24 protein-coding genes and 5 tRNA genes are annotated in these 25335 nt (G+C 68.7%); 15 read left to right on the forward strand and 14 right to left on the reverse strand.

Translation table 11 applies throughout. From position 1 onward, the window contains the following. Positions 1 to 64: 64 nt before the first annotated feature. From dusB to HFP48_RS06050, 4 genes are all read right to left on the reverse strand, one after another. Positions 65 to 1207, reverse strand: a complete 1143-nt coding sequence (gene dusB / locus HFP48_RS06035) for a tRNA dihydrouridine synthase DusB (RefSeq protein ID WP_168579219.1) — start codon at positions 1205 to 1207, stop codon at positions 65 to 67. A 121-nt stretch (positions 1208 to 1328) separates the two neighbouring features. Continuing rightward, positions 1329 to 2285: an acyl-ACP desaturase gene (locus HFP48_RS06040; protein ID WP_006936396.1), complete on the reverse strand. Its 957-nt coding sequence runs from the start codon at positions 2283 to 2285 to the stop codon at positions 1329 to 1331. A 216-nt stretch (positions 2286 to 2501) separates the two neighbouring features. Then, positions 2502 to 3077 carry a DUF937 domain-containing protein gene (locus HFP48_RS06045; RefSeq protein ID WP_065922971.1) on the reverse strand — a complete coding sequence of 192 codons (576 nt, stop codon included), beginning with the start codon at positions 3075 to 3077 and terminating at the stop codon, positions 2502 to 2504. Positions 3078 to 3135: 58 nt separating this feature from the next. Further along, complete coding sequence (locus tag HFP48_RS06050; protein ID WP_072634426.1) at positions 3136 to 3579, reverse strand: hypothetical protein; 444 nt, start codon at positions 3577 to 3579, stop codon at positions 3136 to 3138. A gap of 163 nt (positions 3580 to 3742) precedes the next feature. On the opposite strand from HFP48_RS06050, the gene HFP48_RS06055 reads away from it, so the two are divergent. Then, positions 3743 to 4330, forward strand: a complete 588-nt coding sequence (locus HFP48_RS06055; RefSeq protein WP_029541522.1) for a hypothetical protein — start codon at positions 3743 to 3745, stop codon at positions 4328 to 4330. Positions 4331 to 4390: 60 nt separating this feature from the next. Here the strand turns inward: HFP48_RS06055 and HFP48_RS06060 are convergent. Then, positions 4391 to 4466, reverse strand: a tRNA-Lys gene (locus HFP48_RS06060). Between the two features lie 231 nt (positions 4467 to 4697). Here HFP48_RS06060 and HFP48_RS06065 point away from each other — a divergent pair. From HFP48_RS06065 to HFP48_RS06085, 5 genes are all read left to right on the forward strand, one after another. Further along, entirely contained in the window at positions 4698 to 5351 is a 654-nt protein-coding gene (locus HFP48_RS06065; RefSeq protein ID WP_006936388.1) for a TetR/AcrR family transcriptional regulator, read from the forward strand. A gap of 98 nt (positions 5352 to 5449) precedes the next feature. Continuing rightward, positions 5450 to 5522: transfer RNA gene (locus HFP48_RS06070), tRNA-Glu, on the forward strand. A 57-nt stretch (positions 5523 to 5579) separates the two neighbouring features. Continuing rightward, positions 5580 to 5653 (forward strand) — tRNA-Asp (locus tag HFP48_RS06075). Between the two features lie 37 nt (positions 5654 to 5690). Further along, positions 5691 to 5767: transfer RNA gene (locus tag HFP48_RS06080), tRNA-Phe, on the forward strand. A 70-nt stretch (positions 5768 to 5837) separates the two neighbouring features. Next, positions 5838 to 5911, forward strand: a tRNA-Asp gene (locus HFP48_RS06085). Between the two features lie 56 nt (positions 5912 to 5967). Here the strand turns inward: HFP48_RS06085 and HFP48_RS06090 are convergent. Then, complete coding sequence (locus HFP48_RS06090) at positions 5968 to 7653, reverse strand: AMP-binding protein (RefSeq protein WP_168579220.1); 1686 nt, start codon at positions 7651 to 7653, stop codon at positions 5968 to 5970. Beyond that, on the reverse strand, positions 7650 to 8618 hold the full coding sequence (locus HFP48_RS06095; RefSeq protein ID WP_006936384.1) for a cyclase family protein: 969 nt from the start codon (positions 8616 to 8618) through the stop codon (positions 7650 to 7652). Before HFP48_RS06095 ends, HFP48_RS06090 begins: the two co-directional genes overlap by 4 nt. Positions 8619 to 8963: 345 nt before the next feature. Between HFP48_RS06095 and HFP48_RS06100 the strand changes: the two genes are divergently transcribed. From HFP48_RS06100 to HFP48_RS06110, 3 genes are read left to right on the forward strand one after another with little or no spacing between them, the layout of a single operon-like run. Continuing rightward, entirely contained in the window at positions 8964 to 10202 is a 1239-nt protein-coding gene (locus tag HFP48_RS06100) for a glycosyltransferase family 4 protein (protein WP_006936381.1), read from the forward strand. Then, entirely contained in the window at positions 10202 to 10933 is a 732-nt protein-coding gene (locus tag HFP48_RS06105; protein ID WP_168579221.1) for a methyltransferase domain-containing protein, read from the forward strand. Before HFP48_RS06100 ends, HFP48_RS06105 begins: the two co-directional genes overlap by 1 nt. Next, positions 10920 to 12020, forward strand: coding sequence for a prenyltransferase (locus tag HFP48_RS06110; RefSeq protein ID WP_037200535.1), 1101 nt, complete (start codon positions 10920 to 10922; stop codon positions 12018 to 12020). The genes HFP48_RS06105 and HFP48_RS06110 overlap by 14 nt, the downstream gene beginning before the upstream one ends. Before the next feature lie 4 nt (positions 12021 to 12024). Here the strand turns inward: HFP48_RS06110 and HFP48_RS06115 are convergent, their stop codons facing one another. The 7 genes from HFP48_RS06115 to HFP48_RS06145 form a co-directional block, all read right to left on the reverse strand. Then, positions 12025 to 12684 (reverse strand): class I SAM-dependent methyltransferase, encoded by a 660-nt coding sequence (locus HFP48_RS06115; protein ID WP_168579222.1) that lies wholly within the window; start codon positions 12682 to 12684, stop codon positions 12025 to 12027. Positions 12685 to 12798: 114 nt separating this feature from the next. Further along, positions 12799 to 13569, reverse strand: a complete 771-nt coding sequence (locus tag HFP48_RS06120; RefSeq protein ID WP_161995846.1) for an SDR family oxidoreductase — start codon at positions 13567 to 13569, stop codon at positions 12799 to 12801. A 47-nt stretch (positions 13570 to 13616) separates the two neighbouring features. Next, on the reverse strand, positions 13617 to 13982 hold the full coding sequence (locus tag HFP48_RS06125; protein ID WP_006936371.1) for a carboxymuconolactone decarboxylase family protein: 366 nt from the start codon (positions 13980 to 13982) through the stop codon (positions 13617 to 13619). Then, positions 13979 to 14854, reverse strand: coding sequence for an NAD(P)-dependent oxidoreductase (locus tag HFP48_RS06130; protein ID WP_029541571.1), 876 nt, complete (start codon positions 14852 to 14854; stop codon positions 13979 to 13981). Before HFP48_RS06130 ends, HFP48_RS06125 begins: the two co-directional genes overlap by 4 nt. Further along, positions 14851 to 15612, reverse strand: a complete 762-nt coding sequence (locus HFP48_RS06135) for an SDR family oxidoreductase (protein WP_168579223.1) — start codon at positions 15610 to 15612, stop codon at positions 14851 to 14853. The genes HFP48_RS06130 and HFP48_RS06135 overlap by 4 nt, the downstream gene beginning before the upstream one ends. A 5-nt stretch (positions 15613 to 15617) precedes the next feature. After that, positions 15618 to 17099 (reverse strand): aldehyde dehydrogenase, encoded by a 1482-nt coding sequence (locus HFP48_RS06140; protein ID WP_168579224.1) that lies wholly within the window; start codon positions 17097 to 17099, stop codon positions 15618 to 15620. 398 nt (positions 17100 to 17497) lie between these two features. After that, on the reverse strand, positions 17498 to 18094 hold the full coding sequence (locus HFP48_RS06145) for a TetR/AcrR family transcriptional regulator (RefSeq protein WP_029541579.1): 597 nt from the start codon (positions 18092 to 18094) through the stop codon (positions 17498 to 17500). Positions 18095 to 18166: 72 nt separating this feature from the next. On the opposite strand from HFP48_RS06145, the gene HFP48_RS06150 reads away from it, so the two are divergent. The 6 genes from HFP48_RS06150 to HFP48_RS06175 all read left to right on the forward strand — a co-directional run bounded on the left by HFP48_RS06150 (position 18167) and on the right by HFP48_RS06175 (position 25272). Then, a complete protein-coding gene (locus HFP48_RS06150) occupies positions 18167 to 19351 on the forward strand; it encodes a Rieske 2Fe-2S domain-containing protein (RefSeq protein ID WP_168579225.1) in 1185 nt (394 codons plus the stop codon). Further along, entirely contained in the window at positions 19348 to 20115 is a 768-nt protein-coding gene (locus HFP48_RS06155; protein WP_050034657.1) for an enoyl-CoA hydratase/isomerase family protein, read from the forward strand. Before HFP48_RS06150 ends, HFP48_RS06155 begins: the two co-directional genes overlap by 4 nt. A 10-nt stretch (positions 20116 to 20125) precedes the next feature. Beyond that, entirely contained in the window at positions 20126 to 20788 is a 663-nt protein-coding gene (locus tag HFP48_RS06160; RefSeq protein ID WP_043799783.1) for a PaaI family thioesterase, read from the forward strand. Then, positions 20785 to 22014: a CoA transferase gene (locus tag HFP48_RS06165; RefSeq protein WP_168579226.1), complete on the forward strand. Its 1230-nt coding sequence runs from the start codon at positions 20785 to 20787 to the stop codon at positions 22012 to 22014. Before HFP48_RS06160 ends, HFP48_RS06165 begins: the two co-directional genes overlap by 4 nt. Positions 22015 to 22292: 278 nt before the next feature. Next, entirely contained in the window at positions 22293 to 23858 is a 1566-nt protein-coding gene (locus HFP48_RS06170; protein ID WP_006936345.1) for an AMP-binding protein, read from the forward strand. Positions 23859 to 23892: 34 nt separating this feature from the next. Then, positions 23893 to 25272, forward strand: coding sequence for an MFS transporter (locus tag HFP48_RS06175; RefSeq protein WP_029541596.1), 1380 nt, complete (start codon positions 23893 to 23895; stop codon positions 25270 to 25272). Positions 25273 to 25335 lie beyond the last annotated feature (63 nt).

Consider the following 25335-nt stretch of genomic DNA (forward strand, 5'->3'; position numbering starts at 1 on the left):
TCCGGATCGAGGCGTCCGCCGAGCACCGGTCCGGTTCGTCCGGCCCGCACGGCGGACCCTGCGGTCAGCCGCCCGAGTGCATGACGTCGGCGCCCGCCGGCACCATGCAGTCCTCCGGGTCGTCGAGCCAGCCGTCCGGCAGTGCGACGGTACCGGGGGAGCCCTGGCGACCGCGCGGGCCCTCCGCGTCCTTCGGGAAGGGCACGGTCGGATCGAGCCGGCCGAGCAGGTCGTCCAGCTCGGCGAGACCGGACACGCGCGCCAGGGCGTTGCGCACGTCGGATCCGGCCGGGAAGCCGCGCAGGTACCAGGCGATGTGCTTGCGAATCTCACGCATGCCGCGGTCCTCGCCGTGGTGGTCGGCGAGGAGTGCGGCGTGCCGGCGCATGATGGCCGCCACCTCGCCCAGGTTCGGCGGGGTGGGCATGGGGGTGCCGTTCAGTGCGGCGCTGAGTTCGGCGAACAGCCAGGGCCGGCCGAGGCATCCGCGTCCGACGACGACGCCGTCGCAGCCGGTCTGCTCCATCATCTTCTGGGCGTCCTCGGCGGCGAAGATGTCGCCGTTGCCCAGCACCGGCACGTCGGTGACGTGCTCCTTGAGGCGGGCGATCTCGTTCCAGTCGGCCTCACCCGAGTAACGCTGCGCGGCCGTGCGGGCGTGTAGCGCGACGGCGGCGGCGCCCTCGGCCGCCGCGATCCGGCCCGCGTCGAGGTGAGTGTGATGATCGGCGTCGATGCCGATGCGGAACTTCACGGTCACCGGGATGTCGGTGCCCTCGGTGGCGCGGACGGCGGCCGCGACGATGTTGCCGAACAGCCGCCGCTTGTACGGCAGCGCCGAGCCGCCGCCCTTGCGGGTGACCTTCGGCACGGGGCAGCCGAAGTTCATGTCGATGTGGTCGGCGAGGTTCTCGTCGACGATCATCTTCGCGGCCTGGTACGTGACGTCCGGGTCGACGGTGTACAGCTGCAACGATCGCGGCGTCTCGGTGGGACCGAACGTCGTCATGTGCATCGTGACGGGGTGGCGTTCCACGAGTGCCCGGGCGGTGACCATCTCGCACACGTACAGCCCCGACGTGCTCCCCGACCGCTCGAGTTCGAGTTCGCGGCACAGGGTGCGAAAGGCGACATTGGTGATTCCCGCCATCGGCGCGAGTACGACCGGGCTGTTCAACTCGAGCGAGCCGATGCGAAGGGGTGACATGAAAAAACCTCGAAGACGGCGTGAAGAAGAAGTGCGTGCAACTGTGCCCGGCACCGAATCCGGTACCGGGCACAGGATAGCTGTTCGGGGCCGCTGCTCCCGAATCACGGAACGGCCTGGATCAGGACGCGGCCTCGTTGCGCTCGCGGCGGGCGGCCTCGCGGGCGAGGGACCGATCGCGCATCTCCTCGAACTTCACCGCCTGCTTCTCGAGATCCTCGAGGAAGGTGCCGAGCTCGTCGAGGATGCGGGCGCCCTCGGCACCGAAGTCCTCACGCTCGAAGATGCGCCACTTGCGGAGCACCGGCATGACCACCTCGTCGAGGTGCTGACGCAGGTCGTAGATGCCGTGCTTGGCCATCAGCACGCCGTTGCGGCGGAAGTTGGGCATACCGGCGCCGGGCATCTGGAAGTTCTTCAGCACGTCTGTGATCGCCGCGAGGGTCTGGTCCGGGGCGACGTCGAGGGCCGCTTCGCAGATGTTGCGGTAGAAGATCATGTGCAGGTTCTCGTCGGCGGCGATGCGCTGGAGCATCTTGTCGGCGATCGAGTCGTGGCACGCCCGGCCGGTGTTGCGGTGCGAGACGCGGGTGGCCAGCTCCTGGAAGGTGACGTACGACACCGAGTGCAGCATCCCGACCTCGTTGGGCGAGGCGAACCCGTTGGTCATGTGCTCCATGCGGGCGTTCTCGAGGGCGACGGGGTCGACACCGCGGGTGACGACGAGGTAGTCGCGCATCACGATGCCGTGGCGGTTCTCCTCGGCGGTCCAGCGGCCCACCCAGGTGCCCCAGGCGCCGTCGCGCGAGAAGCTCTCGGCGATCTCGCGGTGGTAGGACGGCAGGTTGTCCTCGGTGAGGAGATTGGTGATCATCGCGGCCTTGGCGACCTCGTCGAGCTTCGACTGCTCGGGCTCCCAGTCCACGCCACCCATGGCGGCGAAGTTGCGCCCCTCGTCCCAGGGCACGTAGTCGTGGGGGTGCCAGTCCTTGGCCATCGAAAGGTGGCGGTTGACGTTCGCCTCGGCGACGGGCTCCAGCTCGCGCAGAAGCTCCAGCTGAGTCAGAACTCGCGTCATTCCGTTTACCTCTCCATAACTGTGCGTGTCACGTACGAATTACAGCCTACGGCACCGTAGGTTCGGCACCCGTTTGTCTGTTACCTGTTCCAAGTTCGGCCGACCGGGGCCTACCCGCCGATGGGATCACTCACAGACGGCGACGTCGTTATCATACCGGGGCGCGAACGGCGTCCCGGGGCGACGCGCGGGGGCAATCCATATCCCGCCGTGACCTCAGCGCTTGCCGGCGCCGAGGAGTCCGCCGAGCAGCTCGCCCAGGCCACCCCCGTTGCCGCCGAGAACGCTGCCGAGCACTCCGTCGAGACCGCCGCCGCTTCCGGTGCCGTTCGTCGCGCTGCGCAGGAGCCCGCCCAGCAGCTCGCCCAGGCCGCCCTGGCCGCCGGAACTTCTGCCGACCTGCTCGGCCAGGTACGTCAGCACGATCGGGGCGAGGATGGGCAGCAGCCGTGCGACGAGGTCGTTGCCGCCCGCGCCGTCGGCTCGGCCCAGCGTCTGCACGACCCGGTCCTTGTGGTCGCCGAACACGTTCGCCACGATCCGGTCGCCGTCCGCGGTGTCCACGTCGGTCACGTCCACTCCACCGTCGAGCAGGGCCGGGTTCCGGTGCTGGTCGAGCGCGGACAGCAGGGACGAGGCGCCGTCCGGATGCCGTGTGTTCGCCTCGAGGCCGCCGACCAGCGTGGGCAGGGCGGCCCGCACCGCCGTCGCCGCCGTCTGCTCGTCCACGTCGAGCCGGCGGGCGATCTGGTCGACCGGAATCCGCGAGAGGAGATCGTCGAGGGAAGGCATGGGAACCGAGGGTAGCCACCGTGGTCGCCCGCTCCGGGATCCCGCGTCGGCGTTTCGGCTACGCGGACGCCCGCCGCCCCGCGATCACCGCGCACAGCAGGGCGACCCCCAACCCGCTGAGCAGTAGCACGAACCCCGTCTGGTTGGTCAGCGCGGTAGCGTGGTTGACCTGCACGTAGTCGCCGAACCGCTGATAGACCCGCACCGCGAAGGCGCCGGTCGCGACGAGGCCGATCACCACCCCGGCCCAGCCGGCCACCGCCGAGTCGAACAGGGCGGCCAGGAGCAGCAGCACGGCGGCGAGCACGAGCGGCGCCGCCAGTGTCTGATGGACGGGCAGGTCGGCTGCGCCGAGGGCGGAGACGTCGCCGGCCGCGATCCCGTCGCGCAACTCGGTCAGCGGGACGTCGGTCGGCCGGGTCCCGGCCAGCACCGGGAGAAACGAGCCGATCCCCAGGGCGACGGCGGACAGGAACAGACCCAGGTCCACGAAGCTGCGCACGCCACTCCCATCGATCGTCGGATCGGTTTTGTGAGCGACCACACCCTAACCGCAATTCGGGTGCGGCAGCAGCGCGGAACCGACGATTCGGGCGCCGTGTCGGGCTTGCGGGTACGTAATCTGAGGGGAGCGGCACACCCGGACCCGGAAGGGGAACAACGCAATGGTGGGCAACGAGACGGTGCAGCGGTCGGGGCTTCCGCCGTGGGCCAAGAAGGCCCTGTGGAGCGTCGGGGCCCTGCTCGCGCTGGTGGTCGCGTACTTCGTGCTGGCGGCATTCGTCCCCCGGTGGTGGGCGCAGCGTATCGCCGGGCTGGCCGATGCCGGCTTCGCCCGCGGGATAGCCTGGGGCCTGCTGTTCGGCCTCGTGTGCACGTTCGTGCCGTTGGCCCTGTTCGCCGCCGCATGGCGGATCAGGACGTGGCGCCGGCACCGCGTCCTGCAGGTGGTGTTCGCCGCCGCCGCCGTGGTGGTGGCGATCCCCAACCTGATGACGTTGAGCATCGTGCTGGGCAACGGGAACGCGGCCCATGCGGGGGAGCGGATCCTCGACGTCGACGCCCCCGGCTTCCGGGGCGCGACGCTCGTCGGTGCCGTCGTCGGCGTGATCGTGTTCCTGGTGTTCGCGGCCCTGAGTTACACGTACCGCAAACGCGGTCGCGACCTCGAGCGGGAGCGTGACGAGCGGGGCCGGCAGGAGCCGGAGCTACGAAGCGACCGGCCGGGCAAGGTGGCCGGCGCTCCGGAGTAACGGGCGACGACGAGCCGCCTCGTGCCGGGGCGCTCCCGTCCTTCCGGACGGACGAGGGTGTGGTGCCCCCACCAGGGCTCGAACCTGGGACCTGCGGATTAAAAGTCCGTAGCTCTACCAACTGAGCTATAGGGGCGTGGGCGCACAGTCTAGCTGCATCGCGCCGGACAACAGTATCGGACGCGCGGGCCGTTCGAAGGCTCGGGTGCGCACCCCCTGCGGCGCACCCGAGCCGCACAAAAGCATACCACTTGGTGTGTTCTCTGCGAAGGCCGGAAAACGCCTGGTTGCGGGCGTGGGGGCCGGACGGCGGCTACAGTGGCGTCCGGGGGGGACTGCCGGTCACGTACGGAGGCACGAACCCCCCATGTCACGTCAGCAAGAGCGGGCGCGGCGCACACGCGCGGCGATCGTCGAATCCGCGGCGATCGAATTCGCCCGGCGCGGATACGGCGCCGCCTCGGTCAACGCGATTCTCGAGCACTCCGGGGCCACCAAGGGTGCGATGTACTTCCACTTCGATTCGAAGGAAGCGCTCGCCCGGGCGGTGCTCGCGGAGGGCCTCGAGCGCTACCGGGTGATCGCCGACCGGTGGCTGGACGCGCCGGGGCTCGATCCGTTCGAGCGGCTGTACGGCCTCGTCGGAGATCTCGCCGATGCCCTGCACGGCGACGTCATCATCCAGGCAGAGTTCAAGCTCGTGACCGAGCCCGAGTTCGACGCGGAGGCCAAACTGCGCGGCAGCTCGGTGTGGGGGAAGGCCGGTCACCGGCTCGCCGTCGAGGCGCAGGAAGCGGGGCTGTTCCGTGCCGGGGTCGACCTCGAACGGTTCCTGGGTGTGCTCAGTGCGTGCCTGGCCGGGCAGCGCTACTTCCACGACCTCACCGCGGAGGACGTCGACGTCCGGGCCCGGTTCGCGGAATGCCTGGACGTCTGCCTCGAGGCGACGGCTGCGCCGCAGTGGCTCGAGCGGCGGCGTGGTGCGCCGGAGTTGCGCCTCGAAGGCGAACAACCGGCGTGACCTGCTGATTTGTGAATCCGGAAACCCGTGTCCTAAGCTATCCAAGCTCCCAACGGAACGCGAACCCGTTGAGGGTGCGGGTCGGAGTAATCCGGCGGGCCCCCTTCGTCTAGCGGCCTAGGACGCCGCCCTTTCAAGGCGGTAGCGCGGGTTCGAATCCCGTAGGGGGTACGCTTGCGGAAGCAGTATCACCGCATGCAGTACGGTTTGACCACAAGTGAAGAGCATGGCCCTGTGGCGCAGTTGGTTAGCGCGCCGCCCTGTCACGGCGGAGGTCGCGGGTTCGAGTCCCGTCAGGGTCGCAGAGTTGGCAATTGGCATTCGGTTCGGGTGCCGTCCGGCCAGGTAGCTCAGTTGGTACGAGCGTCCGCCTGAAAAGCGGAAGGTCGCCGGTTCGATCCCGGCCCTGGCCACCACACAATTTCATACGGTAGACCCACCGCTCGGCGGTGGGTTTTCTGTGGAAACCCCTTCGGGGGTGCACACGGCCCTGTGGCGCAGTTGGTTAGCGCGCCGCCCTGTCACGGCGGAGGTCGCGGGTTCGAGTCCCGTCAGGGTCGCTTCACGGCGAAGGCCCGGTCCCGAAACGGACCGGGCCTTCGCCGTCCCGACCGGTTCAGCCGCGGGCCCGGAGTTCCCGGCGAAGAAGCTTGCCGGACACGGTCTTCGGGATCTCGTCGATGATCTCCACCAGCCGCGGGTACTTGTACGCCGCCATTCTCTCCCTGGCGAAGGCGATCAGTTCCTCCGCGGTGACCGAATGCCCCGGACGGAGGCTGACGAACGCCTTGACCGTCTCGCCGCGGTAGCTGTCCACCACCCCCACCACCGCGGCCTCGCGCACCGCTTCGTGCTCGTAGAGCACGTCCTCGACCTCTCTCGGCCAGACCTTGTACCCACCGGCGTTGATCTGGTCCTTCTTGCGGTCGACGATGTAGAACCATCCGTCGGCGTCCATGTACCCGACGTCCCCGGTGTGGAGGGCACCCCCGGGCAGTGCGGTCGCGGTCTCCTCGGGCTTGTTCCAGTAGCCGGCGACCACCTGCGGGCCCGACGTGACGAGCTCGCCCACCGCACCGACGGGAAGGTCGTTGCCGTCCTCGTCGACGATCCGCACGACGGTGTCGAAGGTCGGGACTCCGACCGACAGGGCGCCGGACGCCTCGTCCACCGGAGCCCGGGTGCCGAACGGAACCGCATGCGAGGGGGAGGTGGTTTCGGTGAGGCCGTAGATGTTGTGGATGTACGTCCCGGAGAATCTCTCGAACGCCGCGACGGTGCTCGGTGGTATCGGCGCTCCGCCGGAGAAGATCTTGGTCAGCGTCTTCAGCGACTCCCCGCGGGCGCCGGGGGCGTTCATCAGCGCGATGAACACGGTGATCGAGCCGACCGTGAACGTCGCCCGCTCCACCGCCACCGTTTCGAGGGTCACGCCGGGGTCGAGCCGGTACATCAACACCAGCGGCGCACCTGTCAGCAGGGCGACAGCGATGTGCCCGACGAGCCCGGTGATGTGAAACAGCGGGGCGATTCCCAGCACGACGTCGTCCGCGCCGAGTCCCACCCATTCCCGGTAGGTGCGGGCGTTGAACACCACGTTGCGGTGAGTGGTCATCGCGCCCTTCGGTGGCCCGGTCGTACCGGACGTGTAGGTGAGGAACGCGATGTCGTCCGGGCCGAGAGTGTGCACGGGGGCGGGCCGTCCCCGGAACTCGGCCAGGAGGGTCTGCAGGTCGAGGGTGTCGGGCAGTTCGAGGCGTTCGATGCCGGAGAAGATCCGCTCGTCTCCGCGGGTCTGGTATTCGAGTTCGGACGTGGTGATCACGATCCGGACGGCGGTGCCGGCGACGACGTGCTGTGCGACGTCCCGGTACAGCCCCTGGAGTGCGACGAGCACGGTAGCCCCCGAGTCCAGGAGGATTTCGCCGAGCTCGCGTTCCTTGTTCATGGGGTTGACGGAGACCGGGATGCCGCCGGCCTTCCAGACACCGAGCTGCGCCACGACGAACTGCGGGACGTTCTGCAGGAACAGCGCCGCCCGCTCACCCGGGCGGAAGCCGTGGGCCGTCAGTGCGGCCGCGAACGCGTCGGACTGCTCGTCGAGTTCGCGGCGGGTCAGGCGCCCGTCGAAGTAGCGGATGATGTCCGCGTCCGGATCGTGAGCGACGGTGGCGCGGAACATCTCCAGCGCGTCGGTGTACTCCGGCTCGATGTGGATCGGCAGGCCGGGCGCGTAGCGCGCGAGCCAAGGCTTGCTGTCGTAGACGCCCGTGCGTGCGTCGCGGGGTCCGGCTGCGCTCATCGGATGACGACCGGATTGACCGGAGCGCCCGTGCCGCCCACGACCTTCAGTGGTGCCGCGGTGTACAGGAAGGTCCAGCGGTTGTCGGCGGCGCACGCGTCGGCGAGGTCCTCGAGCCAGGCGATCTCGGTGAGGGCCACACCGAGATTGCGCATGAGCGCGCAGTGCAGGGGCAGCGCCACGCCACTGGCCGGGTCGGTGGTCACCTCGTTGGCGATGGTGTCCGTGACCAGGTTGGGGATCTCCCGGTTCCGGAACCATTCGACCAGTTCGCGGCTGTAGGTCAGGCCGGGTTCGCAGAAGTCGGTGTAGAACTCGGTGGTGTCGTCGAGGCTGTACCAGTACTTCAGCCAGCCGGTCCGGATCACGAGGATGTCGTGCGGTTCGATGGTCACGCCCTGGGCGGCGGCGGCCGCCTCGAGGTCGTTGTGGTCGAAGGTCTCGCCGGCGCCGAGCCAGTCCTTGCCCCGGTGGCGCGCCATATCGATCAGGATCCCCCGGCCCACAACGCCCTTCTCGGCGATCGGCAGCACCGAGGCCTTGTCCATGCTGCCGACGGTGCTGCGCGCGTCGTATCCGTTCCAGAGTTTGCCGTCGTACCAGACGTGGCCGAGGGCGTCGTACTGGGTGGAGCCCTGCAGGAAGAGGGTGGCTGTGTCGTCGGCGTAGTGCAGTCCGCCGGGGAACTGCGGAGCGTCCTCGCCGTCCCACGACGATTCGTCGAGGGTGTTGCGGCGATCGATGCCGCTGCGGCTGGGCCACAGGGGATCGCCGGGGGCCTCCTTGCGGCCCATGTGGATCTGCAGGGTGAACACGTCGCCGGACTTGACCTCGCCGATTCCGCCGAGAACCTCCTTGGTGCCGAGGAAGTTCAGAGCTCCGAGCTCATCGTCGGCGCCCCAGCGTCCCCAGTTGCTGGGGGCGTCGTCGCCGAGCAGTTCGCGCATGGACGGGGCGTCGGACATACCGTCTCCTTTTCGGGTCGAGGTGCACTCGTCGCTCACCGAGCGTTCGTACGGTAAGCGTGCGCTTATGGTGTAGGTCACATCGCCGGGTGTCAACCCGCGGAGGACGAGGGCGCGCCGCCCGCTCGCAATGCGCACCGCAGGCCCGGTCCGGTGTCGTCCCGGCGGGTCTTCGACGGCGGAACGGCTCGCCACCCTGTACGTTCAGTTTGCACTGGACCTGGTGCGGTTCCGGCGCTGATCCGCAGGGCTGCGCCGGGTTGCACGTCGGACGAGAACATGTTCTAGAGTGAGTTCGATCTTCTGGACGGACCCGCTCCGGCGACACGACGAACGAGGTGATCTGTGCGAATAGCTCTGCTGTCGTACCGCAGCAAGCCGCACTGCGGTGGTCAGGGCGTGTACGTTCGACACCTCAGCCGCGAGCTCGCGGCGCTCGGCCACGACGTCGAGGTGTTCTCCGGCCAGCCGTACCCCGAGCTGGACGACGGGGTGACCCTGGTGAAGGTGCCCAGTCTCGACCTCTACCGCGAGGACGATCCGTTCCGCTTTCCGCACCCGCGCGAGATTCGCGACGCGATCGACCTCCTGGAGCTGGGCACGATGTGGACGGCGGGTTTTCCGGAGCCGCTGACCTTCAGCCTGCGCGCCGCCAGGCTGCTGCGGGCCCGGGCCGCCGAGTTCGACGTCGTGCACGACAATCAGTGCCTCGGCTACGGCCTGCTCCGCATCGCGGACGCGGGCCTGCCACTGGTCGCGACGATCCACCACCCGATCACCCGCGACCGGGAACTGGACCTCGCGAGCGCGCCGACGTTGCGCCGCAAGCTCACCCTGCGCCGTTGGTACGGGTTCCTGCGCATGCAGGCCCGGGTGGCGCGGCGCATCCCCACCCTGCTCACCGTCTCGAAGTCCTCCGAGGACGACATCCGTACCGCCTTCGAGATCCCCGAGGGGCGGCTGCGCACGATCCCGCTGGGCGTCGACACCGAGGTCTTCGCCCCGCCGACGGCCGAGCGCGTGCCCGGCCGCATCGTGTGCGTGGCCAGCGCGGACGCGCCGCTCAAGGGCGTCGCCAACCTGCTCGAGGCGGTGGCGAAGCTGCGCACCGAACGGCGGGTCGAGCTGGTGCTCGTCACCCGGCTCGCGCCCGGCGGGGTCACCGAGAAGCTGATCGAGCAGCTGGCCATCGGCGACGCGGTGCGCACCGTCTCCGGGATCGACGACCGCGAGCTGGCCGAGCTGCTCGGTTCGGCGCAGGTGGCTGTGGTCCCGTCGCTCTACGAGGGGTTCTCGCTGCCCGCGGTCGAGGCCATGGCCTGCGCCACCCCCTTGGTCGCGAGCCGCGCCGGCGCGATCCCCGAGGTGGTCGGCGACGCGGGCATCCTCGTGCCTCCGGGGGACAGCGAACAGCTGGCCGCGGCGCTGGCGCGGGTTCTCGACGATCCCGCCGAGCAGATCCGTCTCGGGTCGGTGGCACGGGCACGCGTGCTCGAGCGATTCAGCTGGGCGGCCGTGGCCGCCCGGACCGTCCGGGCCTACCAGGACACCGTGGCGGCGCAGGCAGGAAGGACGAACACCTGATGCTGACAGTCGATTTCGACCGGCTCGGGGTCAAGCCCGGCGACCGTGCCATCGACATCGGGGCGGGCGCGGGCCGGCACTCGTTCGAGCTCTACCGTCGGGGCGCCGACGTGGTGGCGTTCGACCGCAGCGCGGAGGACATGAAGGCCGTCGGCGACATGTTCGCGGCGATGGAACTCGAGGGCCAGGTCCCCGAGGGTGCCCTCGCCCGGGCCGAGGTGGGCGATGCCCTCGCCCTGCCCTACGACGACGAGACCTTCGACGTCGTGCTGATCTCCGAGGTGCTCGAGCACGTGCCCGAGGACGACCGTGCCATCGCCGAATTCGTGCGTGTGCTCAAGCCGGGCGGCGTCGCGGCCGTCACCGTGCCGCGGTGGCTGCCGGAGAAGATCTGCTGGGCGCTGTCCGACGCGTATCACGAGGTCGAGGGCGGGCACGTGCGGATCTACAAGGCCGACGAGCTCGCGGCCGGGCTGACCTCGGCAGGCCTGACGGTGCGCGGCCGGGAGCACGCGCACGCCCTGCACTCGCCGTACTGGTGGCTCAAATGCGCTGTGGGCGTCGACAACGACGACAACCCCCTGACGAAGGCGTATCACCGGCTCCTCGTGTGGGACCTGATGCAGGGGCCGTGGCTGACGCGCACCGCCGAGTCGTTGCTGAACCCGGTGCTCGGCAAGAGCGTCGTGTTCTACCTCGAGAAGCCGACGGTTCCCGTTGCCGGCCGCTGACTTCCGCCCCGGCGGGGCACGGCCGGCGGTTCCGGCCGTGCCGGGAGTGCTGTCCGAGGAACAGTGCCTGCACACCGCCCGCGCGATCGCCGACATGCAGGAGTCCTCCGGAGCGATCCCGTGGTTCCCCGGTGGTCACACGGATCCGTGGGACCACATCGAGTCCGCGATGGCTCTCACCGCCGCGGGGTTGCTCGAAGAGGCGGAGGCGGCCTTCGACTGGTCCCGTCGCACCCAGCGGCCGGACGGCTCGTGGCCCATGCAGTTCCGCGAGGATGCCGTCGAAAACCACGACGCCGACTCGAACTTCACCGCATACATCGCGGTGGGAGTGTGGCACCACTACCTCGTCACAGGCGACGTCGACCACGTGGAACGGCTGTGGCCGACGGTGCGGACGGCCCTCGACCATGTGCTCGAGTTGCAGGCGCCCGGCGGTGAGATCTACTGGGCACGAGGAGAACACGGCGCGGCCGACGAGGCCCTGCTGACGGGGTGCTCGAGCATCCACCACAGCCTGCAGTGCGGCCTGCGCCTCTCGGAGGTGGTCGGCGATCCCCACCCGGACTGGGAGGTCGCGTGGTATCGGCTCGGGCACGTGCTGCGCCGGCACCCGGAGGCGTTCGCGCCCAAACCGGAGTACTCGATGGACTGGTACTACCCGATCCTCGGCGGCGCGGTGCGCGGTGCGCCGGCCCGGCAACGGATCCGGGAACGCTGGGACGATTTCGTGGTCGGAGGTCTCGGAATCCGCTGCGTCGACCATCGGCCGTGGGTGACGGGGGCCGAGACCTGCGAACTCGTGCTCGCACTGGACGCGATCGGTGAGGCCACGACGGCCCGGGAACTGCTCGCGGCCATGCAGCATCTGCGCGATCCGGACGGGTCGTACTGGACCGGAATGGTTTTCACGGACGGTAAGCGCTGGCCCGTGGAGAAGAGCTCCTGGACCAGTGCCGCCGTGATCCTCGCCGCCGACGCGCTCTCACGCAGCACCGCGGGCAACGGTGTGTTCCGCGATGCCGCCGCACCCTCCGGATGGGTCGCGACCGAGAACTGCCACGAGGACTGCCGGGTGACGGTCTGAGCCGTCAGCCCGGCAGCACTCCGACGGTGCCACCGGTGCGTTCGAGCACCCGCAGCGACCCGGTCATCGACACCTCGGCGAACTCGCCGCTGCCGAGCGCGCGCAGGTAGACCTCGTACGGGGGTCGTCCGCCGTCCTTCGGGTCGGGGAACACGTCGTGGATGATCAGGGCCCCGCCGACACGCACCCAGGGAGCCCAGCCCGCGTAGTCCGCCTGCGCCGCCTCGCTGCTGTGACCGCCGTCGACGAACACGAACGCCGCCGGGGTCCGCCAGAACGCCGCGACCTGGCCCGACCGCCCCAGCACCGCCACGACGTGGGATTCGAGGTCCGCGTCGGCGAGGGTGTGGCGGAACCGGCCCACCGTGTCGAGCCGGCCGGTGTGCGCGTCGACGAGGGCCGGATCGTGGTACTCCCACCCGGGCTGGTGCTCCTCGGACCCGTGATGATGGTCGATCGTGACGATCGTGCCGCCGGTGGCCTTCGCGGCGGCACCGAGATAGACGGTCGAGCGCCCGCAGTAGGTGCCGATCTCGACACCGACACCGTCACCGAGATAGCGCACCGCGGCGTCGTGCAGGGCCGTGCCCTCGTCGATCGGCATGAAACCCGGTGTTGCCTCGGCGAGTTCGATCATCTCCCGGGGCAGGGTGGTACGGGTCATGACGGCGGTCTCCGTTCACTGCGGTCCGGTGGCGGGTGCTGAAGCGGCGTGTACTGACGAGCACATTACCCATCGCCGGTTCCGGTGCGGTACCCCGCGCACGGTGGGCGCCGGTCACGCGCCGTAACCGCCGTCGACGTCGAGTGTCTGCCCGGACACGAAATCCGCGCGGTCCGAGGCGAGGAACGCGACCGCCTCGGCGATGTCCTCGGCGTCGCCGAAGCGGCGCAGCGGAATGTTGTTCCGCGCGACCGACAGTGCGTGCTCGTCGAGATCGCCGGACCCGATCAGCCGGGCGGCCGTGCCGTCGGTGAGCATGCCCGGCCCCACCGCGTTCACGCGCACACCGAACCGTCCCTCCTCGGCCGCCAGGCCCCGCACGAGGGCCTCGATCGCACCCTTGGGCCCGGCCGACAGACCGTCCCGGACGGGGAACCGGCGGGTCGCGGCGGTGGTCACGGCGACGATGCTGCCCCGCGACTCCCGTAGCCGGGGCAGGGCGGGACGGACGAGGTTGAAGAACGCGCCCGCGTCGCCCACGAGCTGGTCGCGGAACTGCGCGGGCGTGACCCGGCTCAGGTGCAGCATCGGTACGTGCGGCCCCGCCGCGTAGACGAGAGTGTGCAGCGCACCGAAGGATTCGATCACCGCGTCCACGCCGCCGGCGGCCGCGGCACTGTCGCCCAGGTCCACCTGCAGCGACAGCACCTTCGCGCCGAGCGCGGACAGTTCGGTCGTCAGGGCTGCGGCGGCCGCCCCGCTGCGGCGGAACATGAACGCGACGTCGCTGCCGCGCTCGGCCAGCACCCGGCACACCGCTCGGCCGATCCCGCCGGTGCCGCCGGCCACGAGGGCCGCGCCCGGCCGGTCCGCGAAGTCCTGCACTCGTCACTCCCTGTGTTCTCGTGCCGCACGGTGAGCCGGTGGCAGGCTCACTTCGCCGCCTTGCGGCGCTCGGCGAGCACGCCGCCGATCATCGAGTCGAGCTTGGTGCCGAGCGGCCACCCCACGTAGTGGCACAGGAACAGGGCGATCTCCTTCAGCTGCTGTTCGTCGAGTTCCTCGTTGTGGAGGGCGGCGCCGACCTGGATCTCGGCCACGTCGATCAGTCCCTGTGCGGTGAGCGCACCGAGCAGCAGCAGCCGCCGGTCGCGGATACTGAGCCCGGGCCGGGACCAGATGTCGGCGAACAGGTGGTCCGCGGTGACGGCGAAGTGGTCGCCGGGCCCGTCCTGCATCTCCCAGCCGTACACCTTCGACATCATGTCCAGGCCGCGGCGGCGGCGATCGTCGGTCATATGCGTTCCTCCTGTCGGTTCCGGCTCTCGACGTCTCCGGTGCCGACGCCGAGTCCGGGTCCCAGACCGGTCAGTGCCCGCGTGGCCAGGGGCAGGTCGACGCCGAGACGGGCGCCGAGGCCGAGGGCCAGCGACAGGTCCTTCTCGCCCAGGGCGCGGACGTGGTCGAGGATCGGGAACCAGAAGTCGTCCGGCGGGATCGGTGCGGTGGTGTCCCGGAGCATGATCGCCCCGGCGCCACCGGTGATCGCGTCGGTGTGGCGGACCACCTTCCCGAGCGCGGTGATGTCCAGCCCGGCCGCCTCGGCGAGGCGCTGCGCCTCCGCGGCCGCGGTGAACGACACGAAGTGCAGTAGATTCCGGGCCAGCTTCATCCGGGTGCCCGCGCCGACCGGACCGGCGTGCACGACGAGGTCGGCGAACCGCGAGAACGGCTCGCGTACCGCGTCGAACGCCGCGTCGGAGGCGCCGACCATCACCGCGAGCCGGCCCTGCTCGGCGCCGGGGGCCCCGCCGCTGACGGGCGCGTCGACCAGTTCGACGCCGCGGTCGGCGCATTCGGCGGCGAGCTCGACGGCGGTGGTGTCGGCGATGGTCGAGTGGACCGCGATCACCGTGCCGGGCCGGGCCGTGTCGAGCAGCCCGGCGACGACGGTGCGGACCTGCGCGTCGTCGACCACGGTGACGCAGACGACGTCGCAGTCGCGCGCCAGGTCGGCGGGGTCGCCGGCGACCCGGGCGCCGGCCGCGGTGAACGGCTCGACGGCCTCGGGCCGGGCGTCGAGGACGGTGAGCCCACCCGGCCGGTCCAGCAGCCGCTTCGCCATCGGCGCGCCCATGTTGCCGAGGCCGATGTAGCCGAGCCTGGTCACGAGCGGATCACCTGGCCGCCGTCGACGTTGAAGATCTGCCCGGTGATCCAGTTCGCCTCGTCGGAGAGCAGGAACAGGCACATTCCCACCAGGTCCCCGGGCGTACCGATCCGCTTCAGCGGCAGTGTGGAGACCATGTCCGCCACTATGTTTCCCGGCGTGACGGTGCGGGTGGCCTCGGTGTCGATCGGACCCGGGGCGATCGCGTTGATGCGGATGTTCGAGCCGCCGAGTTCGACGGCCAGCTGCTGGGTCAGGCCGTTGACACCGACCTTGGCCAGGCCGTAGAAGCCGGAGTACACCCACGCGGCGGTCGAGGACTGGTTGACGACGGAACCGCCGCGGTCCGTCATGTGCGGCCACGCCGCGCGGGTGATGTTGAGCGCGCCGTCCATGTTCACGCTCATGAACTTCTTGTAGTAGTCCCACGGGACGGTGAGCAGCAGGTCGAGCTTCATGCCCCCGTAGATGGCGGCGTTGTTGACGACGTGGTCGATGCTGCCGAACGTCTCGACCGTGAAGGCGGCGAGCTCGGTGGCCGAGTCGGGATCGGAGACGTCGACGGTCTTGAAGACGGCGATGCCGCCGTCGGCGACGATCTGCTCGGCGACCTGCTCGCCGCGTTCGGTGTCGATGTCCGCGACGACGACGGAGGCGCCCTCGGCGGCAAGGGCTCTGGCGTACGCCTCGCCGATTCCCTGCGCCGACCCGGTGACGATCGCGGTGCGGTCGGCGAAACGCGTTGTGCTGCGAGTCATGTTCGTCAGCCTCTCTGCTTCGCCGCCGGTTCGGCGACGAGCTTGGTCTCCAGGTATTCCTCGAATCCGGCCACACCCATCTCGCGGCCGATTCCGGACTGCTTGTAGCCGCCGAAGGGAGCGTCGGCGGCGTACCAGATGCCTCCGTTGACGCCCAGGGTGCCGGTGCGGACCCCCTCGACGACCCGGCGGACCCGGTCCTCGTCGGTGCCCCAGACGGCCCCGGACAGGCCGTAGGGGGAGTCGTTGGCGATGCGGATCGCCTCGTCGTCGCCGTCGTAGGGGAGGATCACGAGGACCGGCCCGAAGATCTCCTCCCGGGCGACGCGAGCGGTGTTGTCGACCCCGGCGATCAGCGTCGGTTCGAGGAAGAAGCCACGCCGGTGCTCGGCGGGGCGGCCGCCGCCGACGACGATCGTCCCGCCCTCCTCGACGGCGAGCCGCAGGTAGCCCTCGACCCGTGCGCGCTGGTGCTCGGAGATCAGCGGACCGCACACCGTGCCGGGCTCGTTCGGGTCGCCGGGCCGGATGCCGCGCAGGGCGTCGGCGGTGACGCGGACCGCCTCGTCGTAGCGGTTCCGGGGGACGAGCAGACGGGTCGTGATGGCGCAGCCCTGCCCGGCGTGGGTACACACGGTGAAGGCGGCCATCGAGCATGCGGCTCCGAGGTCGGCGTCGTCGAGCACGATGAACGCCGACTTTCCGCCGAGTTCGAGGAACACCTTCTTCAGGGTCTCCGAGGCGGCGCGCATCACCGACCGGCCGGTGGCGGTCGAGCCGGTGAACGACACGAGGTCCACCCGCGGGTCGGTGGCGAGCAGGGCGCCGACGGCATGGTCGCTCGAGGTCACGATGTTCACGACGCCCGGCGGGATGTCGGTTTCCTCGGCGAGGATCCGGCCCACGACCGCGGCGCACCACGGGGTGTCGGGCGCGGGCTTGAGCACCACCGTATTGCCGGCGGCGAGCGCGGGACCCAGCTTGGCGAAGTTGATCTGGTGCGGGAAGTTCCACGGTGTGATCGCCCCGACGACACCGACCGCCTCGCGGAGCACGTAGCGGTGGATGGCGATGCCCATCGGCGCGGCATTGCCGAGATCCTGTTGCCACGGGTAGTTCTCGGCCAGGTCGGCGAAGTACCCGAGATCGTCGACGGGGCCTTCGAGATGGGCGGCGGAGGTGAGGAACCGGGGTGCGCCGACCTCGGCGATGGTGACCGCCCGCAGTTCCTCGATGTGGCCGCGCAGCGCATCGCGGAGCTGACGCAGGCAGCGGGCGCGGAAGGCGTGCTCGCGGGACCAGCCGGTGGTGTCGAAGGCGCGACGGGCCGCCTCGATCGCGGCGTCCATGTCGGCGGCGGTGCCGTCGGCGGCGGTGCCGAGCACCTCCGCGGTGGCCGGGTTCACGACCTCGAACGTGCCGCCGGAGCCGGGAACCAGCTTGCCGTCGACGAGCAGAGCCGAGCTGTCGCCGGGAATCAGGGACATCGGACGTTTCCGTTCTGGAGATTGGAAAGTGTCAGGTGTAGTAGGAGATTCGGATGCGCACATGGCGGGGACCGGTCGGTACGCGATGCTGACGCCTTCGCTGCGTGCCTCGGGTGCCCCTTGTCTGGACAGTTGTCTGGACTATAGTTCGGACAAGTGCGTGACGCAATGCCCCGCGTCGCCCGGCGAAGCGGCACGCGTGCGGAGGGGCCGGACGATGGGACTGGGCACGAGTCGGCGCACGGCACGACGGTCGGTCCCCGGCGTGGGTACGCCGCGGCCCCGAGCCTCGGCGGCTCCTCCGGGGCCGGCTCCCCACGGGGTCGAGTGATCGGCCCGGAGCGGGCGGGGAACGCCCGATCGCGCGGCGTCGATGGGGAGTGGTGGTCCCGCGGGGTCTACGGGCGGGCGAGTAGCGACGGCACGACGAACGCGTACAGCTTCGCCCGCAACCGGTCGAGCGAGCCCGCACTGGCGCCGAGCGCACTGATGTAGTTCATCTCGATCTCCGACAGCCATTCGTAGAGCAGGTCCAGATCGACATCGGCGCGAAGCTCTCCGGACTCCCGGGCCTCGAGCAGAATCGGCTCCCACAGTTCGCGGGTGAGTTGGACGGCACGGCCCGAGGTCGCGAGCAGGGTTGTGGCGAGTGTTGCCTCGGCGGGGGAAACGAGGAGATGGATCATCGGGTCGCGGAGGCCTCGGCGGATATTGGCGCACAAGCCCTCGACGATCCGTTCGCCGAATGTCGGGTAATTCCGGATGCGCACTCGCCACGGCTCCATGTTCATCCGTGCGCGGCGGACGATCGACGCCACAATGAGCGATTCGCGGTCCGAGAAGTAGCGGTAGACGGTCGCCCGGGACATGTTTGCAGCTCGCGCGACGTCGGCCATCGTGGTCTTCGTGATACCGAACTGTTCGAAGCATGATTCGGCGGCGACAAGGATCGCTGCGCCGACGTCCGTGGTCTCGGTGTCCGTCTTGTGTGCCACGCATGCACCATACCGCCGGGTAATCTGGATAAGACACTAGACGCCACATGTCTCATGTGCCACGCTGGAGTCATGCAGCGTGAAGACAAGATCGACCTCACTCGGCGCCTGATCGCGCACGTCGACAACAACAGCACCGACTACGCGGACGAGATGCTTCGTGTTCCGTTCTCCGTGTTCAACGACCCCGAACTGGCGAGCCTCGAACGTGACGCCGTGCGCCGATTTCCGCACATCGTGGCGCACATCGACGAGCTGAAGAAGACCGGCGACTTCGTCACCACCGAGCTCATCGGCGCGCCGCTGCTGGTGATCAGGCAGTCCGACGGCAGCGTCAAGGCGTTCTCCAACGTGTGCCGGCACCGAGGTTCCAAGGTCGAATTCGAGGAATCGGGATGCAAGCGCCTCTTCAGTTGCCCCTACCACAACTGGGCGTACGGCCGCGACGGTGCGCTGCGGGGAATGCCTCACGCCGAAGGGTTCGACGGCCTGGATCGATCGCAGTACGGGCTGGTCGAGTTCCCGTGCGAGGTGCGGCACGGGCTCGTCTGGGTCGTGCCGACGGTCGGTGCCGAACTGGACATCGCGAGGGTGCTCGGTGAGAAGCACGACGCCGAGGTCGCCGACACCGGTATTGCCACGTCGTTCCAGGTCCGCAAGGAGACCTGGAAGCTCGACATGAACTGGAAGATCGCGGTCGACGGCGTGCAGGACTCCTACCATCTGTGCCAGCTGCACACCAAGACCGTGTGCAACTTCCTCGAGGGCAACATCACGGCCTTCGATCTCGTCGACAGGTCGTGGCGAATCGTTGTGGCGCGCAAGGCGATCACGGAGGTTCGCGATGCGGATCCGGATTCCTTCGATGTCCGCGACTACTCGCTCGCGAACTACACGATCTATCCCGGCACGATGCTGGTCACCGAGCCGAATCACTTCGAGGTCTGGACCATCGTCCCCGACGTCGACGATCCCAACGTCTCGTACTGCACCATCCGGTTGCTGTCTCCGGCCGAACCCACGACTCCCCGGGAGAAGCGGGTACTCGAGAAGAACTGGGAACTCCTGATGGAGACTCTCCACGCGGAGGACTGGTTCGTCACGAAGACGATCACCGGCAACGTCGCGCACGGCCAGGTGGACGAACTCGTCTACGGACGGAACGAACTGCCTGGGCAGGTCTTCCACAAGATGATCTCGGGCGATGCCGCTGCGATCGCGGAGGAGCGGCGGAAGAAGGCCGGCGTGACGACATGACCTCGCGTGAGTTGCTCGAATCGTCTCCCGCACCGGGTGTACTGCAACTGACGTTGAATCGTCCGGAGGTACACAACGCGATCTCGCTGTCGCTGCAACGGGCACTCGACGAGACGCTGACCCGTGCAGCGTGCGACGACGCCGTCCGGGTCGTGGTGGTCGCCGGGTCCGGTGAGCGCGCCTTCTCGGCAGGGTACGACCTGCAGGAACTCGCGGCACTGTCGTCGGACGCGAACCTGGAGGCGATGCTCGAGCGCGAGGAACTGCTCTGGCGGTATCTCGAATTCGCCAAGCCCACGATCGCGGCAGTTCAGGGCGTGTCGTACGGCGCCGGGACACTGCTCGCTGTCTGCTCCGACCTACGGGTCGGCGGATCGTCGACACAATTCACCGTGACTGCGGCGAAGTACGGTGGTGCGAACCTGACCTGGGTGCTCGACACCTTGATCGGGGCCGGACAGACGCGAGATCTGCTCATGACCTCGCGTGCCGTCGCCGGCGACGAGGCATATCGGATGGGCCTGCTCACCCGATACGCAGGTGACGGTGACGTTCTCGGGACCGCGCTGGAGGCCGCGGCGCAGATCGCAGCGCAACCACCCGAGGCGGTCCGGGAGATCAAATCGCTTCTGCTCGCCGGGCATGGTAAGGATCTGCGCAGCCGCTACGACCGCGAGAACGCGGTCGCACGCACCACGCTGCGCCCTCGCCCCATCGGCGACATGTTCACGGAATTCTTCGGTGCCCGTGCGGGAACCGACTGAAAGGGGCATCATGGACGTCTCGCTACGCCCGAACGCACCGATCGATATCTGGAATCCGGACTGGAACGATCCGTTCGATCCGACCGTCGAGGCCGGCGACGAGTTCGCCGAGCTGGTCGCCGCAGTCCGTGCGGTACAGGAGGCTTTCACGCGGTCGCGTCCCGACCCTGCCGCCGCGGCGGGTATCGCCGGGACACTGCGTTCTGTTGCACAGCGATTGGAAGAACTCGAGGTAGGCGAGGACGATCAGATCGCGGGACATCGCTGGGATCTGGCCGGTCGGGGACAGGCCCTGGCGCCGCCGCTGCACATCGACGCGGTGACGGAAACGACCGCTCGTGGGCGGGTCACGGTCGGGCGCTTCCATGCCGGTCGTTACGCGATGAACGGTGGTGTCACACCGCTGATCTTCGACGAGATCATGGCCCGGCTGGCCAATGATTCCGGACGTCCCTGGGCGCGTACGGCTTATCTGAACGTGAACTTCCGGGCGCCTGCCCCACTCGACGTCGAACTCCGTGTGGAGGCGGAGTACCTGCGACAGGACGGACGCAAGCGGTTCATGCGCGGAACCATGTACCACGGCGATGTGCTCGTCGCCGATGCGGACGGACTCTGGGTGGAACTGAAACCCGAACAGACGCTCAATATTTCCGAAGGAGGAGACGTATGAGTGGTTACTCGTTGCTCGAGGGCATGCGCATCCTCGAGGTCGCACAACTGGCGCCCGCATCGGTCGGTGGGCACCTTGCCGACCTGGGTGCCGAAGTCATCAAGATCGAATCAGGGCCGCTCGGCGATCCGGTGCGCATCGGCGGCAGCCGCGCGATCGGCGACCAGGACGGTCCGTCGTTCATGCATCTGAGGTGGAACCGGGGTAAGAAGAGCGTTGCACTCGACCTGCGGTCCCCCGAAGGCGCGCAGGCTTTCCTCGATCTCGCCCGGACGTGTGACGCGGTCGTCGAGGGCATGCGCAGCGGTTACCTCGACTGGCTCGGTGTCGGCTACGACCAGCTGCGAGAGGTCAATCCGAAGATCGTCTTCTGCACGGTCTCGGGTATGGGATCCGATGGGCCCTACAGCCGGCTCGGGACCGGGGGCCCTGTGTTCGATGCGTACGCGGGGCTGCGCGACGTGCGCACACCGGAGGAACCACCGACCGACGGGATCGCGGGGTCCACGACTGCGCCGATCGCGATGTACGCGCTGGGTGCCTACGGCGCGATGGGCCTGCTCGCAGCGGTACATCGTGCCGGTCGCACCGGTCGCGGCTGCAAGCTCGAGGTGGCGGGCATCGACGTGGCCGCGTCGTGGATGCCGGACCTGGTCGATGCCGAACTCAACAAGGATCGATCCATCCATCGCCCCACGTGGCTGCCGGACGGACGGCTGCCCGATTGGCCGCGACTCGAGGCGTACCGCACGAAGGACGACGAGGCCGTGCTGTTCGGCTCGCACGTCGACAAGTTCTGGCGCAACTTCTGCATGGCCGTCGACCGGCCGGATCTGCTCGAGATCGATCTGGCGGGTACCGATCCGGAAGCGCCGGCGCGCGCCGACCGTGTATACCGCGAGCTTCGCGAGATCTTCCTGCAGCGCACCCGCGACGAGTGGGTCGCGCTGTTCCTCGCGCACGACATCGCGGGTGGACCGGTGAACAGCGTCCGGGACATGATCGCCGATCCACACTTCGCCGGTCGCGCGAACACGTACCGCGTCGAGTACGAGGGAGTGGGTGAGCTCGAATTCGTGGTGAGCCCGGTCCGGGTGCAGGATGAGAAGTTCGCGCCGTCGCTACCGCCGGAGCTCGGGGCGGACACGGAGGATGTCCTCCGAAAAGTGTTAACACGCAGTGTATCCGACCATTCCGACGCGATGGGACCGATCTCGCGCGGGTAGGGGCGGCAAGGTCGGAATCCCCGCAATCGGGTGTGCGGATTCGATGCCGCATTCTGTTGTGCCAACTATCTATAGATGTTAGATTAACTGCGACCTCGGTGACGGCGATCACACACCGCCTCGGTGGGTGATCCGGCCCGACGGTCGCGCAGCAACTCCAGACGCGCCGCCCGACGGAGGCGCGTCCGAATCGGGTGGACGGGCCCGGCGCGGGCCGCACCCCCACCGCCGTGAGCGAGAGCGGGGCACGCCGCCACGGCGAGCATGAGGAGACGACAATGAATCTGACCGATCTGGTTCGATACTGGGGCAAGACTCGTCCCGCCCAGCAGGCGATCGTGTTCGGCAACACCTCCCAGACGTGGTCCGAGGTGGACGCAGTCACCGACGCGCTGGCCCGTGGCCTCGCCGCCCGGGGCGTTCGTAAGGGTGACCGCGTCGGGGTGATGATGCTCAATCGACCGGAACTGGCGCACGTCATCCTCGCGACACTCAAGCTCGGTGCGATCAGCGTCCCGCTCAACTTCCGACTGCTCGGCAAGGAACTGGCTCCGATGCTCGTGGATTCGGCGCCGCGGGTCGTGATCGTGGAGAACGAGCTGGCTCCGTTGCTCGAGGAGGCAGCGGCCGAAACCGAGTTCGAGATCTTCGCGATCGGGGGAAGCGACCACCGTGCATACGAGACGCTGCTCGACCCCGGAAACGTGCCGGACGTTCACATCGAGGCGTCCGATCCGGCATTCATCTGCTACACCTCGGGCACCACGGGTATACAGAAGGGTGCGCTCGTCACACATCGCAGCGCACTCGCGCCCGGTATCGCGCAGGTGCTCAGCCACGGCATCTCCCGCCGCGACCGCGTGATGTGCTCGGCGCCCCTCGTCTACACCGGCTCGGTCCTGTCGATCTTCATGCAGCTCGTGGTGCTGCCGGGATCGACGATGGTGCTGCTGCGCGAGTTCGATCCGGCGATCGCCCTGGACACGTTCGAGCGTGAGCAGGTCACCGCGACCACAACGGTGCCGGTGATCTGGGAGCGCATGGCCCAGCTCCCGGACTTCGGAACCCGCAAGCTCGCGAAGTTCACGTTCGCCGGCGCCGGTGGCGCACCCGTGAGCCTGGACCTGCTCGACTTCTACAACAGCCGCGGCGTGCCGCTCACCCAGGCGTACGGACTGACCGAGGCGTCGGGAATGGTCTCGACGCTGTACTACGAGGACGCTCGTACCCGGCCGGGCTTCGCCGGCCTGGCCCTGGCCGGCACCCAGGTGCGCATCGGCAGCATCGCCGGTGGCTTCGCCGCACCGAACGAGGTCGGCGAGATTCTGGTGCGCGGCGAGCACGTCATGCGGGAGTACTGGAACAAGCCCGAGGCGACGGCGGACACGCTTGTCGACGGCTGGTTGCGCACCGGCGATCTGGGCCTGCAGGACGAAGGCGGCTTCCTCAAGGTCGTCGACCGCCGCAAGGACATGCTCATCTCCGGTGGACTCAACGTATACCCGGCCGAGATCGAGAAGGCGCTGCACGGCATCGACGGCTTGGTCGACCTCGCGGTGATCGGAGTCAAGGACGACCGATGGGGTGAGGTCCCGATGGTGGTGTTCCACAGTCAACGGCCGGCGGACGACATCGTCACCGACATCGCGTGCGTCGCGAGCGGGAACCTGGCCAGATTCAAGCGCCCCGCGGTGGCGCTCGCGCTCGACGAACCGCTGCCGCGCACCTTCTCGGGCAAGCTTGCGAAGGCTGTTCTCCGAGAGCGCTTTCAGACGCCGCCGGCCCATGCGATCCCGGTACCCCGAGAGGCGCAGTCGGCGGATGCCGCGACGTCCCGGTCCTGAGGTTCATTTCCCCTTCTCCGAGAGGACACGCACCGTGAGCAGTACCCGCGATGTGGACATCACCAAGATCATCGACGACTCGCCCCTGTCATCCCTGCAGAAGCGTGTCCTCGCCCTGTGCCTCGGTCTCGCGATCCTCGATGGCATCGACGCACAACTCATCGGGTTCGTCATTCCTGCCATGTCGGCGGACTGGGGACTGTCGCCCGCGTCCTTCGGCTTCGCGCTCGCGCTGAGTACCGGCGCGATGGTCGTGGGCAGCCTGCTCTTCGGGCCGCTGGCCGACCGCTACGGCCGCCGCAGGATCATCATGGTGTGCACTGTCATCTTCGCGGTGTTCACGCTCGCCACCGCGCTGGTGACCTCCATGACGGCGCTGATCGTGCTGCGCGTGATCGCGGGTCTCGGCCTCGGCGGTGTGACACCGAATCTCATCGCGATGGTGAGCGAATACAGTCCTGCCCGGATGAGGGCGACGATGGTGACCGTGACGGTCGCGGGCATGTCGCTGGGTGGCTTCGTCGGTGGTTTCGCGGCCGCGTTCCTCATCCCGAAGTTCGGGTGGCAGGCGCTGTTCGTCGTCGGTGGCGTGTTACCGCTGATCTTGATGGCTGTGGCGATGCGGTGGCTGCCGGAATCCGTGAAGTTCCTCGTTGCCCGAGGCCGCAACGAGGAGGCCGCGCACATCGTCGACGAGATCGCGCCCCACGCACGCGTCACCGCCACGGCCAGGTTCGTGCAGGACACGTCGACCGTGACGAAGTCGCCGGTGAGCGTCCTGTTCCAGGGCGGCCGCGCGGTCGACACGGTCCTGTTGTGGGGCGTGTTCGTCATCAACTTCCTGGTCATCTATTTTCTGCTCAGCTGGATGCCGACGCTGTTCGGCGAAGGCGGTCGGAGTGCATCGACCGCGTTGCTCGCCGCGTCGCTGTTCAACCTCGGCGGGATGACGGGTGCGCTGACATTCGGCCGGATCACCGACCGGATCGGCAACGGCTTCGTCGTGGTGATGGCGGGCTACACGCTCGGAGCCGTGTTCACTGCGCTGGTCGCGATGCTTCTCGGCAGCGGATGGTTGCTGCTGCTGGCGGTCTTCTTCGTCGGATTCGGCATGTCCGGTAGCTCGGCCGGCATCATCGCGATCGCAGCCACGGTGTATCCGGTTGCGGTCCGCGCGACGGGTGTCGGCTGGGCAATGGGCATCGGGCGAATCGGCTCGATCGCGGGTCCGGCGGTCGGCGCGCTTCTGATCGCGGCGGGGTTGGGTGCGCAGAGCATCTTCCTCCTCACGATCGTGCCGACGCTGCTCGCTGTCGTGACTCTCGGGGTCATGTCCATCCGGAATCGCCGAGCGCAGAGCAACCGCCGTTCCGAGACCGCTACGACACCCCACACCATGGCTGCAGCCGAATAGCCCTACGCGGTTGACGGTTGTTCACCGCATGGAGTTCTGCTGGTGAATAACCGTTTGCCGTTC

Source organism: Rhodococcus sp. DMU1, from assembly GCF_012272955.1.
In the GTDB taxonomy this organism is placed as follows: Bacteria; Actinomycetota; Actinomycetes; order Mycobacteriales; family Mycobacteriaceae; genus Rhodococcus; species Rhodococcus aetherivorans.

Excerpts from the sequence above, each read along its gene's own strand:
- dusB (WP_168579219.1), bottom strand. The coding sequence starts at position 1,207 with ATGTCACCCCTTCGCATCGGCTCGCTCGAGTTGAACAGCCCGGTCGTA.
- HFP48_RS06040 (WP_006936396.1), bottom strand. The coding sequence starts at position 2,285 with ATGACGCGAGTTCTGACTCAGCTGGAGCTTCTGCGCGAGCTGGAGCCC.
- HFP48_RS06045 (WP_065922971.1), bottom strand. The coding sequence starts at position 3,077 with ATGCCTTCCCTCGACGATCTCCTCTCGCGGATTCCGGTCGACCAGATC.
- HFP48_RS06055 (WP_029541522.1), top strand. The coding sequence starts at position 3,743 with ATGGTGGGCAACGAGACGGTGCAGCGGTCGGGGCTTCCGCCGTGGGCC.
- HFP48_RS06065 (WP_006936388.1), top strand. The coding sequence starts at position 4,698 with ATGTCACGTCAGCAAGAGCGGGCGCGGCGCACACGCGCGGCGATCGTC.
- HFP48_RS06090 (WP_168579220.1), bottom strand. The coding sequence starts at position 7,653 with ATGAGCGCAGCCGGACCCCGCGACGCACGCACGGGCGTCTACGACAGC.
- HFP48_RS06095 (WP_006936384.1), bottom strand. The coding sequence starts at position 8,618 with ATGTCCGACGCCCCGTCCATGCGCGAACTGCTCGGCGACGACGCCCCC.
- HFP48_RS06105 (WP_168579221.1), top strand. The coding sequence starts at position 10,202 with ATGCTGACAGTCGATTTCGACCGGCTCGGGGTCAAGCCCGGCGACCGT.
- HFP48_RS06115 (WP_168579222.1), bottom strand. The coding sequence starts at position 12,684 with ATGACCCGTACCACCCTGCCCCGGGAGATGATCGAACTCGCCGAGGCA.
- HFP48_RS06125 (WP_006936371.1), bottom strand. The coding sequence starts at position 13,982 with ATGACCGACGATCGCCGCCGCCGCGGCCTGGACATGATGTCGAAGGTG.
- HFP48_RS06135 (WP_168579223.1), bottom strand. The coding sequence starts at position 15,612 with ATGACTCGCAGCACAACGCGTTTCGCCGACCGCACCGCGATCGTCACC.
- HFP48_RS06140 (WP_168579224.1), bottom strand. The coding sequence starts at position 17,099 with ATGTCCCTGATTCCCGGCGACAGCTCGGCTCTGCTCGTCGACGGCAAG.
- HFP48_RS06150 (WP_168579225.1), top strand. The coding sequence starts at position 18,167 with ATGCAGCGTGAAGACAAGATCGACCTCACTCGGCGCCTGATCGCGCAC.
- HFP48_RS06155 (WP_050034657.1), top strand. The coding sequence starts at position 19,348 with ATGACCTCGCGTGAGTTGCTCGAATCGTCTCCCGCACCGGGTGTACTG.
- HFP48_RS06160 (WP_043799783.1), top strand. The coding sequence starts at position 20,126 with ATGGACGTCTCGCTACGCCCGAACGCACCGATCGATATCTGGAATCCG.
- HFP48_RS06165 (WP_168579226.1), top strand. The coding sequence starts at position 20,785 with ATGAGTGGTTACTCGTTGCTCGAGGGCATGCGCATCCTCGAGGTCGCA.
- HFP48_RS06170 (WP_006936345.1), top strand. The coding sequence starts at position 22,293 with ATGAATCTGACCGATCTGGTTCGATACTGGGGCAAGACTCGTCCCGCC.